The organism is Faunimonas sp. B44 (genome assembly GCF_052655945.1).
The window spans coordinates 60,051-72,060 of record NZ_JBQYEX010000015.1; the positions used below are offsets into that span (position 1 = coordinate 60,051).

Genomic DNA, 12,010 nt, shown 5'->3' on the forward strand with positions numbered 1-12,010 from the left:
TGCACCCGGACAGGCGAGCGGCGATATAGGGCTCAGGGAGGTTGGCGGTGGACGTGCCACTCGCCAACCGGGTCAGGTCCGGAAGGAAGCAGCCCCAACGAGCCCGGCTCGGGTTGCCGTCCAGCCTCCCGCTATCGCCTTGCACGGGCCGCACATCCGCTGCGCAGACCGGCCCGGCGCCACCTCGATCCGCGCCGGAAGAGCCGGAGCCCCTGACCGCCCGAGCCCATGAGCGAGACCGCAACCGGCAATTACCAGGTCCTCGCCCGCAAGTACCGCCCGGCGAGCTTCGACGATCTGATCGGCCAGGAGCCGATGGTCCGGACGCTCCGGAACGCCTTTTCCGCGCAGCGCATCGCTCATGCCTGGATGCTCACCGGCGTCCGCGGCGTCGGGAAGACCACCACCGCCCGCATCCTCGCCCGCGGCCTCAACTTCCAGGCCGAGGACGGCGCCGGCGGCCCGACCGTCGACCTTGCCGCCGAGGGCGTCCACTGCCGCGCCATCATGGAGGGGCGCCATCCCGACGTCATCGAGATGGACGCCGCCTCTCACACCGGCATCGACGACATCCGCGACATCATCGATTCCTCGCGCTACTCGCCGGTATCAGCCCGCTACAAGGTCTATATCGTCGATGAGGTCCACATGCTGTCCAAGGCGGCCTTCAACGGCCTCCTGAAGACGCTCGAGGAGCCGCCGGCGCATGTGAAGTTCGTCTTTGCCACGACCGAGATCCGGCGCGTTCCGGTGACGGTGCTGTCGCGCTGCCAGCGCTTCGATCTCCGCCGCATCGAGGCGGCGGTGCTGATCGAGCATCTCCGGCGCATCGCGGCGATGGAACGGATCGAGGCGGACGACGAGGCGCTCCGGCTCGTCGCCCGCGCGGCGGAAGGGTCGGTCCGCGACGCCCTCTCCATCCTCGACCAGGCGATCGCCCACGGCGCCGGCCGCGTCGACGCCGAGACGGTGCGCGCCATGCTCGGCCTCGCCGACCGCACCCGCACCATCGACCTGTTCGAGCACGTCATGCGCGGCGACACGCCGGCCGCGCTCGCCGAATTGGAGGCCCAGCACGCCGTCGGCGCCGACCCGCTCGTGGTCCTCGCCGACCTCGCCGAGTTCACCCATTACGTCACCCGCCTGAAGCTCGCGGGCGAGGCGGCCGCCCATGCCGCCGTTTCTGAGAGCGAGCGCGTGCGCGGCGCGGCCTTCGCGCAGACGCTCTCGATCCGCCAGCTTTCGCGCGCCTGGCAGATGCTCCTGAAGGGCATCCAGGAGGTCGGGCAGGCGCCGCGCCCGATGGCGGCGGCCGACATGGTGCTCGTACGCATCTGCCATGCCGCCGACCTGCCGACGCCGGACGAGGCGCTGCGGCTCCTGCGCGGCGACGCCCCGCCCGCTGCCGAGGCGCGGGCGGCCGCATCGTCAGCCCCGCCCGTCTCTCAGCCGGCCCCGCCGCCAACCTCGATACAGCAGGCGCCCGTGCGAACGGCCGGCCTGCCTGCGACACAGGCTGCCCGCGCACCCGTGCTGCAGGCGGTCAGCAACCCGGATCCCGAGCCGGTATTGTCCTCGCCGGAGCCTGCTACACCGCCGTCGGGCCCGACGCTGGAACGGTTCGAGGACATTGTTGCCCTCGCCCATGCCGAGCGCGACCGCCTCTTCGTCTTCGCGCTGGAGCGCCAGGTCCGGCCCGTGAAGATGGAGCCTGGGCGGATCGAGATCGCGCTCACGCCAGATGCGGAGCCGGACCTGCCGCAGCGCCTGACCAACCGGCTGCGCGAATGGACCGGAACGCGCTGGGTGGTCGTCGTCGGCCAGGAGGACGGCGCCGACACGATCCACGAAATCCGCGAGCGGCGGAAGGCGACGGCGCTGGAAGAGGTCCAGAACGAGCCGCTGGTGCAGGCCGTGCTCGCGCGCTTCCCCGGAGCCGAGATCGTCGCGGTCCGCGATCGTCCCGTCGCGCCGGACCTCGCGCCGCCCGACGAGCGTTCAGACCCGGATGAAGACTGATTAAGGAGACCTGACCGTGAAAGACCTGATGGGTATGATGAAGCAGGCGAAGGAGCTCCAGGACCGGCTCGGCAGCCTGCAGCAGGAGATCTCCGAGATGGAGATCACGGGCTCCGCCGGCGGCGGTCTCGTGACGGTCACCGTCGACGGCAAGGGCCAGGTGAAGGGCGTGAAGATCGACCCCTCGCTCGCCAGGGCGGACGAGATCGAGGTGCTCGAGGACCTCGTTGTTGCGGCCGCGACCGATGCCCGAACCAAGGCCGACCGCGCGGCCGAGGCCAAGATGGGCGAGCTCACCTCCGGCCTGTCGCTGCCGGCCGGCCTGAAGCTCCCGTTCTGAGGCCGGTTCGCTCCAGTCCATGAAACGTTCCACCGTCGGGCCGGAGATCGAGCGGCTCATCCAGCTTCTGGCGCGGTTGCCGGGGCTTGGGCCGCGCTCCGCCCGGCGCGCGGCGCTCCACTTGATGAAGCGTCGCGAGAGCCTGCTCGAGCCGCTCGCGCGCGCGACGGCGGAAGCCGCGGCCGCCGTCAAGGTCTGCTCCGCCTGCGGCAATGTCGATACCTGCGACCCCTGCTCCATCTGCGCCGATCCCGGCCGTGACGCTGCGACGCTCGTGGTGGTCGAGGACGTCGGCGACCTCTGGGCGCTCGAGCGCGCCGGCGCCACGCGCGGCCGCTATCACGTGCTGGGCGGCACGCTGTCTCCGCTCGACGGGATCGGACCGGATGACCTCAACATCGCCGGCCTCGTCGCCCGCGTCGCCGGTGGCGGGATCGAAGAGGTGGTGCTCGCGGTCAACGCCACCGTCGAGGGCCAGACCACCGCGCACTACATCACCGACCAGCTCGCCGGCACCGCAGCGCGGGTGACGCGCCTCGCGCATGGCGTCCCGGTCGGCGGCGAGCTCGACTATCTCGACGACGGCACGCTCGCCGCGGCGATGCGCAGCCGCACGCCGTTCTGAGCCGGGCACGGGACCGCTGCCGGAGCCTGCGGCGGCGTCTGGCCTAAGCGTGCTCGGCCCGTTAAGCCCTCCGCGCATGACGTCTCGCCGCCATCCGCCTAGTCATCCTATCACGGCCCTTTCCTCGGCCATCCGCCGTCACCCGATCCTCGCCGCCTTCGGCGCGATGGCGGGCGTGTCCCTGCCGTTCCTGCTCTTCCCTGCGCTCGACCTCGCGGCGTCCCGGCTCTTCTACGCCGAAGCCAGCGGCTTTTCCGGTGCGACCTCATCCGCGATACGGACGCTGCGGGAGGTGGGGGTCGCAGTTCAGATCCTCATCGCCCTCCTCGTCTTCCTGCCGCTTCTCGTGAAGCTCGCCTTTCCGGAGAGCCGTTTGCTCGTCCGGCCGCGCACCACCCTCTTCGTGCTCGCGACTTATGCCGTCGGCCCGGGGCTGATCGTGAATGCGTTCCTGAAGGAATATTGGGGCCGGGCACGGCCGCGCGACGTCCTGGAGTTCGGCGGCACGGCAGACTTCACCCCCGTCTGGCATCTGTCGCAGGCCTGCGGCACCAACTGCTCGTTCGTGTCCGGCGAGGGCGCGTCGGCCTTCTTCGTCGTCGCACTGGCCTTCATCGTTCCCCCTGCCTGGCGACGGGCGACGCTCGTCGGCACCCTCCTCTTCGCGGCCGTCGTGTCCTATGGACGGCTCGCCATGGGCGGGCATTTCCTGTCCGATATCCTGATCTCCTGGGCGATCGTGCTCGTCGTCATGGTCGTGTTCCGGCGTCTTGTCCTCGTCGGCCTGCCGAAGGGCTTCGACACCGGCATCGAGAGCGCGCTGGCCCGCGCCGGCCGGGCGCTCCGCCGTGGCCTCTCCGGCTTGCGCCCCGACCGGCCCCGACTATAGTGCCGGCCGACTCCCCGACCCCTCACGGACAGACCCATGGCGCGTGACATCAAGAAGGTCGTGCTCGCCTATTCCGGCGGCCTCGACACCTCGATCATCCTGAAATGGCTGCAGACCACCTATGGCTGCGAGGTCGTCACATTCACGGCGGATCTCGGTCAGGGCGAGGAGCTGGAGCCGGCGCGCCGCAAGGCCGAGCAGCTCGGCATCAAGGAGATTTACATCGAGGATCTCCGCGAGGAGTTCGTCCGCGACTTCGTGTTCCCGATGTTCCGCATGAACGCGCTTTACGAGGGCGTCTACCTGCTCGGCACCTCGATCGCGCGCCCGCTCATCGCCAAGCGGCTGGTCGAGATCGCCCACGAGACGGGCGCCGACGCCATCGCCCACGGCGCCACCGGCAAGGGCAACGACCAGGTCCGCTTCGAGCTCACCGCCTACGCGCTCGACCCCGACATCAAGGTGATCGCGCCCTGGCGCGAATGGGAGTTCAAGTCGCGCACCGACCTGATCGACTTCGCCGAGAAGAACCAGATCCTCGTCTCCAAGGACAAGCGCGGCGAGGCGCCGTTCTCGGTCGACGCCAACCTGCTGCACTCCTCCTCCGAAGGAAAGGTGCTGGAGGACCCGAACGAGGAGCCGCCGCCCTACGTCTTCATGCGCACGGTGTCGCCGGAGGAGGCGCCCGACCGGACGACCGTGATCGAGATCGGCTTCGAGAAGGGCGACGCCGTGTCGCTCGACGGCAAGGCAATGAGCCCCGCCACGCTTCTCGCCGCGCTCAACGATCTCGGCCGCGACAACGGCATCGGCCGCGTCGACCTCGTCGAGAACCGATTCGTCGGCATGAAGAGCCGCGGCATCTACGAGACGCCGGGCGGCACGATCCTCTATCAAGCCCACCGCGCCATCGAATCGATCACGCTCGACCGCGGGGCGGCGCATCTCAAGGACGAGCTGATGCCGCGCTACGCCGAGCTCGTCTACAACGGCTTCTGGTTCGCGCCCGAGCGCGAGATGATCCAGGCGCTGGCCGACAGGAGCCAGGAAAAGGTCGAGGGGACCGTCCGGCTGAAGCTCTACAAGGGCAACGTCATCGTGGTCGGCCGCGCCAGCGCCAACTCGCTCTACAGCGACGCCCTCGTGACCTTCGAGGACGACCGCGGCGCCTACGACCAGCGCGACGCCGCCGGCTTCATCCGCCTCAACGCGCTGAGGCTGAGGACGCTGGCGATGCGCGAGAGGCTGGGGGGGAAGGGCTGAGGCAGATAGTTGGGCTGCCTGGTCCGGCAACGCGACTGCGCCCGGTCGATTGCCGCTCTGGTCCGGACAAGCGCCCGATCGCGACCCGGGCCGACGGCGTCAGCGCGCGTGGGGTGCAGCGGCAGGAGCCGTTCCCGCTCGATCCTCGGCAGCGGCACGCCACGCGACGGCAGGTCTGGCGGGCGGCATCGGACTCGGTCAAGCTCCTTCGATGCGGAAGCCGAGAACGGTACGTTCCCTCGAAGAGCTCGGCAGGGTCAGGCTGTCGCCCTCCTTCTTCATGCGCGACCTCCTCCATTCGGAAGTGGCGTCGTTCTACGGTATTCCGAACATCCCCGACGATCCCGACCTCGCCATCGCGGCGGGGCGCATGCTCTGCACGGAGCTCCTGGAACCGCTCGCCGCGCGCTTCGGGCGGGTCTCGATCCGCTCGGCCTATCGCGCGCCGGAGGTGAACCGGATCGGCAACGAGCGCGGCCACAATTGCGCCCGCAACGAGAGCAACTACGCCGGACACATCTGGGACCGGCGCGACCCCGATGGCCGGATGGGCGCGACCGCCTGCATCGTCGTGAACGCCTTCATTCCGTACTACGAACGGACGGAGCACTGGGAAGCGCTCGCCTGGTGGGTGCACGACCACCTCCCCTATTCGGCGATGCAGTTCTTCCCGAGGTTCGCAGCCTTCAATCTCACATGGCACGAGGAGCCGGAGCGAACGATCTACAGCTACATACCGCCGCGGAAGGGTCATCTGACGAAACCGGGCATGGCGAGCCATGACGGCGATCATTCGGCCGAATACCGCACCTTCCTTGCCGCCTCCGGTCTTTGACCGTCGAATCGGCTCACCAGCGCAGACGAGGAGCCCCCGACCGTGAGCCGAGACCCACTCGACCGCGCCATCCGCGAGGTCTTCGGCTTTGAGCGCCTGCGCCCCGGCCAGGACGAGGTGGTCGCGGCGGTGCTCTCCGGCGCGGACGTGCTGGCTGTCATGCCGACCGGCGCCGGCAAGTCGCTCTGCTACCAGCTCCCCGCACTGGTGGAGGGCGGGCTGACGCTCGTCGTCTCGCCCCTCATCGCGCTGATGCGCGACCAGGTGGCGGCGATGCAGGCGCTCGGCGTGCCGGCGGCGTCGCTGTCCTCCGCGAACCCGCACGACGCCAACATGGCGGCACTCGGTGAGGCCGCAGCGGGCCGGCTGCGGCTCCTCTACGCCGCGCCGGAGCGCCTCGCCTCGCCCGCGCTGCAGGAGCGCCTCGCCGGGATCGGCCTGACGCGGATTGCCGTCGACGAGGCCCATTGCGTCTCGCAATGGGGACACGACTTCCGGCCCGACTACCTGCAGCTCGGGGCGCTCCGCCGCAGGCTCGGGTCGCCGCCGCTCCTGGCGCTCACCGCCACTGCCGACGCCATGACGCGCACGGAGATCGTCGCGCGTCTCTTCGACGGCGAGCCGCAGGTCTTCGTCCACGGCTTCGACCGCCCGAACCTCATGCTGGCCTTTCAGCCGAAACGCTCGGCCTCCCGCCAGATCGCCGACTTCCTCGCTGCCCATCGCGGCCAGTCCGGCATCCTCTATTGCGCCTCGCGCAAGCGGACGGAGGATTTCGCCGCAAGGCTGCGGTCCGAGGGCCACGACGCCGTCGCCTACCATGCGGGGCTGGAGCCGGAGGCCCGCCAGGCGGCGCAGGACCGCTTCCAGCGCGACGACGGCGTGGTCGCGGTGGCGACGGTCGCGTTCGGCATGGGCATCGACAAGCCGGACGTGCGCTTCGTCGCCCATGCCGACCTGCCGAAGTCGATCGAAGCCTACTATCAGGAGATCGGCCGGGCCGGCCGGGACGGCCTGCCGGCCGACACGCTGACCCTGTTCGGCATGGACGACCTGCGGCTCAGGCGGCAGCAGATCGAGGAAAGCACGGCCGGCGAGGATCAGAAGCGGCTGGAGCGGCAGCGCCTCAATGCGCTCCTCGCGCTCTGCGAGGCGCCCGCGTGCCGGCGGCAGACGCTGCTCGCCTATTTCGGCGAAGCGAGCGGAGCCTGCGGCAATTGCGACCTCTGCCTCTCGGGCGCCGCACCCGAGGACGCCACGATGGCGGCCCGCAAAGCGCTCTCCGCGATCGCCCGCACCGGCGAACGGTTCGGGACCGAGCACCTCGTCAGCCTGCTGACGGGCGAGGCGACGGAGGCGGTCGCCCGCCACGGCCACGACCGGCTCCCGACCTTCGGCGTCGGCGCCGACATCGCGAAGAACGAGTGGCGCGCCCTCTTCCGGCAGCTCTATGCCGCCGGCCACATCGAACCGGATTCCGGCGGCTACGGCACCTGGCGCGTGACCGAAACCGGCCGGGACGTGCTCTTCGGGCGCAGCGCCTTCGCACGCCGCAGGGACGCGCCCGCCCCGTTCCGAAGGGACCGCCCCGCCGCGCAGCCGCTGCCTGGTGGTGCCGATGCCGAGCTCCTCGCCCGCCTCAAGCTGGTCCGGCGCGAGCTGGCGCAGGCTGCCAACGTGCCCGCCTACGTGATCTTCCCCGACCGAACGCTCATCGCCATGGCGGAGGCGCGCCCGCAGACGCTCGACGCGCTCGCGGGCGTGCATGGCGTCGGTGCGAAGAAGCTCGCAACCTACGGACGATCCTTCCTCGCTGTCCTCGCGGGTGCGGAATCACGCTAGGATCGGCTTGGCCGTTCCGGCGATGGCCGACTGGACTGCATTTGTCTCAATCCTGAGTTTCGTCATGCCCCGCGATAATTGGCCCACCTCCGCGCTTCTCGATCTCCTGGAGATCGAGCTTCCCCTCGTCCAGGCGCCGATGGCCGGCGCCCAGGGCTGGGACATGGCGGCGGCGGTCTCGGCCGCCGGCGGGCTCGGCTCGATCCCCTGTGCGATGCTGACGGTCGAGGGTGCCCGCGGCGAGGTTGAGCGCATCCGCGCCGCGACCAATCGCGGCTTCGCGATGAACTTCTTCTGCCATCCGGCGCTCCATCCCGCGGAAGGTGCGGCCGAGCGCTGGCGGGCGCGGCTCGCGCCGTACTATACGGAACTGGACCTCGAGCCGCCGGCGGAGCTTTCCGCCGGCCGCGCGCCCTTCGACGACGCGTTCTGCGCGCTCGTGGAGGAGATCCGGCCGAAGGTGGTCAGCTTCCATTTCGGTCTGCCGCCGGACGATCTCCTTGCCCGCGCCAGGTCGACCGGCGCAAAGGTGCTGAGCTCTGCGACGACCGTCGCCGAGGCGCGCTGGCTCGTCGAAAAGGGCGTCGACGCCATCATCGCGCAGGGCGCGGAGGCGGGCGGGCATCGCGGCATGTTCCTCGCCGACGACATCTCGGCACAGGTCGGCACCATGGCCCTCGTGCCGCAGATCGTGGACGCCGTCGACGTGCCGGTGATTGCGGCGGGCGGCATCGCGGACGGCCGCGGCATCGCCGCCGCATTCGCCCTCGGCGCGTCCGCCGTGCAGATCGGCACCGCCTATCTGCACACGCCGGAGGCGCGGATCTCGCCGATGCACCGCGAAGCGTTGCGAACCTCGGCCGAGGACGAGAGCGTGCTCACCAACGTCTTCACCGGGCGCCCCGCCCGCGGCCTCAGGAACCGGATCGTCCGGGATCTCGGCCCGATGAGCGAGGATGCCCCCGTGTTCCCGTTCGCCGCGAGCTTCACCGCTCCGCTTCGCGCGGCGGCCGAGAAACTCGGCGTTGCCGATTTCAGCCCGCTCTGGACCGGCCAGGCCGGCGCGCTCGGACGCCCGCTGCCGGCGGCGGAGCTGACCGCGGCGCTGATGGCCGATGCCCGCGAGCGCATGCAGCGGCTTGCCGGCCAAGCGGCCGATGCTCCACCCTCATAGGGTCTGGTTGTAGGCCCCGACTTCCGGGTTGCGACGGAGGGCATCGTCGAGGGCGGCGAACATGCCGCGCATGCGTGCCTCCGACACGGGGCTTTCCACCACGACGGTCAGTTCCGGCTTGTTGGACGAGGCGCGCACCAACCCCCAGGTGCCGTCATCCAGAACGACGCGGACGCCGTTCACCGTGACGATGTCGCGGACGTTCCCTCCCGCGAAAGGCTCGCGGCGCTCCCGCTTCGTGCGCAACTCGGCCAGCACGCGCTCGACGACCTGGTACTTCTTGTCGTCGTCGCAATGCGGGGACATGGTCGGCGAGCCCCAGGTCTGAGGCAGGTCCCGGCGGAGATCGGAGAGGCTCCGCCCCGGATTGCGGTCGAGCATGTCCAGGATGGCGAGCGCCGAGACGAGGGCGTCGTCGTAGCCGCGTCCGATCGGCGCGTTGAAGAAATAGTGCCCCGATTTCTCAAAGCCGGCCACGGCGCCGAGCGCCCTCACCCGCTCCTTGATATATGAATGCCCGGTCTTCCAGTACTCGGTCCGGGCGCCGTGGGCCTGGAGCACAGGGTCACTCGCGAAGAGGCCGGTCGATTTCACGTCGGCAATGAAGAGCGCGTGCGGAACCCTTGCGGCAATGTCGCGGGCGAGCAGGACGCCGACCTTGTCGGCGTAGATCGCCTCCCCCTCTTCATCGACGATGCCGCAGCGGTCGCCGTCGCCGTCGAAGCCGAGGCCGACGTCGGCGCCCGACGCGAGGACCGCCTCCCGGATCGCCTGCAGCATGGCGAGGTCCTCGGGATTGGGATTGTGGCGCGGAAACCCGTGGTCGAGCTCGCAGTCGAGCGGAACGACCTCCGCCCCCGCCGCCTCCAGCACGCGCGGGGCGAATGCGCCGGCCGTTCCGTTGCCGCAGGCGGCGACCACCTTCAGTCGCCGGCGGAGCTTCGGCCGCTTCGCCAGATCCGCGACGTAGCGCTCCGCGAAGCCGTCGACGAAGACGTATCCCCCGCCGCCGCGCAAGGCGAACCGGCCCTCCAGCACGATCGCCTTGAGCCGCGTCATCTCATCCGGCCCGAAGGTCAGCGGGCGCTCCACCCCCATCTTCACCCCCGTCCAGCCGTTCTCGTTGTGCGATGCGGTAACCATCGCGACCGCCGGGACATCGAGCGCGAACTGCGCGAAATAGGCCATCGGCGTCAGGGCGAGCCCGATGTCGTGGACCCTCACGCCCGCCGCCATCAGCCCCGCCGCGAGCGCGAGCTTGATGGAGGCCGAATAGGATCGGAAATCGTGGCCGATGACGACCTCCGGCCGCACGCCCATCTCATGGATGAACGTGCCGAGGCCGAGCCCGACCGCCTGCACGCCCATCAGGTTGATCTCGGCGCCGAACAGCCAGCGCGCGTCGTACTCCCGGAAGCCGGCCGGCCGCACCAGCGGCACCGTCTCGAAGCCGTAGCTGTTCGGCCTCAGATGCGGCTGCGGGCGCGGGAACATCGCAGTGGCAGCCCCGAAATAGCATTTACCTCACCCTCCGATTTAAACGCGGAACCGGCCCATTGGCCAGACGGTGCGACGCAGTGGTCACGTCTCCCCATGTCAGGCGGGCACTCTCCATGGGATAAGCCGAACACCAAGCCGCGAGCTGCCGCGCTAGGGCCTCAACCAAGATCCGCCGCCGCCGCGAAGAGCCTCCTCGCCAAGAGCCACGCCGTAATGCGCCACCCCCGTCGAGCAATCCCGGTTGGCGGCCGCTCCGAGTTCAAGAGCAAGTTCGAAACTGACTGCCGCGACCGCAACATGGTCATCCGCGACCTGCCGCCAATGCGCCCCCAGGTCAACGGCGCCGTCGAGTCCTGCAATGCAGGCTGATGCAACGATTTCTACGCCCAACTACGACCTGCGCACCACCGTCGAAGGCCTCGGCCCATACCTGGACATATTCCATCACCTCTACAGCCATCACAGGTCACACGCGCACTTGGGTATAGCCGCCCGCCAATCGTCCCTGAGAGACTTCGGAGCCACGAAACAGAATCTGTGAACTGCCCCCCGCCATTCTCAGAGATTCAGCACTTCTTCTATACAACGCTGTTCGCTCTTGCCCAACTCATAACTTCGTCGTAGTTTTCGACGGAGCGCGACAGATCATCGTCGGTGATCTTCAAGAGTCGATCTGGCGGCGCCGTCACATACTCATCGACTCCGGCCGTTCGACAGATCGCGTTCAGTACCGACAGCTTGTCCGCCATATAATCCTCATACTGAAGGATGAGATCCGGGCGGCATTCTTCTTTATACGACTGGAGAATTCCACGATTCACTCTGACGCTCCACACCGCCCGTTCCAGCCGGTGGATCGGAATTTGGATCGGCGTAGATGCCACTTGCTTCACCGCGTCGCTGGCATCTTCGAATATGTGCGCTCGCGGCCGCCCTTCCGCCTCGGCTGAAACCTGTCTCACCATCTCAGCACGAATCGGCGAAATCGCGTGCCGCAAGGTATCTGCTCTCTCCAGGTAGATCACCTTCGCTCCATGGTTCCGGATTGCCTCGAACAGCTTCCCGATGTCATCGAACTGCGGTGCGCCCCGGTTCACCTGAAACTTGAAACCTTTGGCCCGCTTGACCGTCGGCCTGACGCGCCACGGGCGCCAATACTCTTCCAACCACGCGAGCCGGTTTTCGTCCGTCTGTTCAGCTCCATTCGGGAGATTCTTCTCCCCAAAGACCTCGGCTCGCATCGTGACATCCGGATGCTGCTCCAGGTCCGACATGATGACGCTGCTGCCGCTGCGCCCGACGAAGAAGATGATGAACGGAAGCGCCATGTAGATTGCTCGGCTCCGATTGGAGGGAAGTACGTCTGGTAGCATGGCAACTTCGCCGCGGCTACCCAAGGCCACGTCTGGCCAGGGAGACGCGGATTCGTAAGGCTCCGACCTCACTCAACATCTCGATTTTCGCTTCAGTGCGCTCATTTGGGAAGTGTCCCTCTCCAAAGGGGCGTTCTGCATGTCGCGATC

The 12,010-nt window shown here is 68.8% G+C and carries 10 protein-coding genes and 1 other RNA gene; 9 read left to right on the forward strand and 2 right to left on the reverse strand.

From position 1 onward, the window contains the following. The first annotated feature begins 35 nt into the window (after window positions 1–35). The 9 genes from ffs to ACUN0C_RS17795 all read left to right on the forward strand — a co-directional run bounded on the left by ffs (window position 36) and on the right by ACUN0C_RS17795 (window position 8,987). Window positions 36–133, forward strand: an RNA gene (gene ffs, locus ACUN0C_RS17755) — signal recognition particle sRNA small type. 95 nt (window positions 134–228) lie between these two features. Next, window positions 229–2,019 (forward strand): DNA polymerase III subunit gamma/tau, encoded by a 1,791-nt coding sequence (locus ACUN0C_RS17760; RefSeq protein WP_445467737.1) that lies wholly within the window; start codon window positions 229–231, stop codon window positions 2,017–2,019. A 16-nt stretch (window positions 2,020–2,035) separates the two neighbouring features. Next, entirely contained in the window at window positions 2,036–2,359 is a 324-nt protein-coding gene (locus ACUN0C_RS17765) for a YbaB/EbfC family nucleoid-associated protein (RefSeq protein WP_445467738.1), read from the forward strand. Window positions 2,360–2,378: 19 nt separating this feature from the next. After that, window positions 2,379–2,984 (forward strand): recombination mediator RecR, encoded by a 606-nt coding sequence (recR, locus tag ACUN0C_RS17770; RefSeq protein WP_445467739.1) that lies wholly within the window; start codon window positions 2,379–2,381, stop codon window positions 2,982–2,984. 166 nt (window positions 2,985–3,150) lie between these two features. After that, a complete protein-coding gene (locus ACUN0C_RS17775; protein ID WP_445467740.1) occupies window positions 3,151–3,873 on the forward strand; it encodes a phosphatase PAP2 family protein in 723 nt (240 codons plus the stop codon). Window positions 3,874–3,909: 36 nt separating this feature from the next. Then, window positions 3,910–5,136 carry an argininosuccinate synthase gene (locus tag ACUN0C_RS17780; RefSeq protein ID WP_445467741.1) on the forward strand — a complete coding sequence of 409 codons (1,227 nt, stop codon included), beginning with the start codon at window positions 3,910–3,912 and terminating at the stop codon, window positions 5,134–5,136. A 211-nt stretch (window positions 5,137–5,347) separates the two neighbouring features. Further along, window positions 5,348–5,971 (forward strand): hypothetical protein, encoded by a 624-nt coding sequence (locus ACUN0C_RS17785; RefSeq protein ID WP_445467742.1) that lies wholly within the window; start codon window positions 5,348–5,350, stop codon window positions 5,969–5,971. A gap of 42 nt (window positions 5,972–6,013) precedes the next feature. Beyond that, window positions 6,014–7,813, forward strand: a complete 1,800-nt coding sequence (gene recQ / locus ACUN0C_RS17790; RefSeq protein WP_445467743.1) for a DNA helicase RecQ — start codon at window positions 6,014–6,016, stop codon at window positions 7,811–7,813. A gap of 64 nt (window positions 7,814–7,877) precedes the next feature. Further along, window positions 7,878–8,987: an NAD(P)H-dependent flavin oxidoreductase gene (locus ACUN0C_RS17795; RefSeq protein ID WP_445467744.1), complete on the forward strand. Its 1,110-nt coding sequence runs from the start codon at window positions 7,878–7,880 to the stop codon at window positions 8,985–8,987. On the opposite strand, the gene ACUN0C_RS17800 is transcribed toward ACUN0C_RS17795, so the two are convergent. Beyond that, window positions 8,982–10,481: a phosphomannomutase/phosphoglucomutase gene (locus ACUN0C_RS17800; protein WP_445467745.1), complete on the reverse strand. Its 1,500-nt coding sequence runs from the start codon at window positions 10,479–10,481 to the stop codon at window positions 8,982–8,984. The two genes, ACUN0C_RS17795 and ACUN0C_RS17800, sit on opposite strands and share 6 nt — an antisense overlap. A 584-nt stretch (window positions 10,482–11,065) precedes the next feature. After that, the gene (locus ACUN0C_RS17805) at window positions 11,066–11,815 is read right to left on the reverse strand and encodes a hypothetical protein (RefSeq protein ID WP_445467746.1); all 750 of its coding nucleotides are present in this window, start codon (window positions 11,813–11,815) and stop codon (window positions 11,066–11,068) included. Window positions 11,816–12,010: the final 195 nt, after the last annotated feature.

What these genes read in the sequence shown, in the direction of transcription:
- ACUN0C_RS17760 (WP_445467737.1), top strand. Translation starts at nt 229, where the DNA reads ATGAGCGAGACCGCAACCGGCAATTACCAGGTCCTCGCCCGCAAGTAC.
- recR (WP_445467739.1), top strand. Translation starts at nt 2,379, where the DNA reads ATGAAACGTTCCACCGTCGGGCCGGAGATCGAGCGGCTCATCCAGCTT.
- ACUN0C_RS17775 (WP_445467740.1), top strand. Translation starts at nt 3,151, where the DNA reads ATGGCGGGCGTGTCCCTGCCGTTCCTGCTCTTCCCTGCGCTCGACCTC.
- ACUN0C_RS17780 (WP_445467741.1), top strand. Translation starts at nt 3,910, where the DNA reads ATGGCGCGTGACATCAAGAAGGTCGTGCTCGCCTATTCCGGCGGCCTC.
- ACUN0C_RS17785 (WP_445467742.1), top strand. Translation starts at nt 5,348, where the DNA reads ATGCGGAAGCCGAGAACGGTACGTTCCCTCGAAGAGCTCGGCAGGGTC.
- ACUN0C_RS17795 (WP_445467744.1), top strand. Translation starts at nt 7,878, where the DNA reads ATGCCCCGCGATAATTGGCCCACCTCCGCGCTTCTCGATCTCCTGGAG.
- ACUN0C_RS17800 (WP_445467745.1), bottom strand. Translation starts at nt 10,481, where the DNA reads ATGTTCCCGCGCCCGCAGCCGCATCTGAGGCCGAACAGCTACGGCTTC.
- ACUN0C_RS17805 (WP_445467746.1), bottom strand. Translation starts at nt 11,815, where the DNA reads ATGGCGCTTCCGTTCATCATCTTCTTCGTCGGGCGCAGCGGCAGCAGC.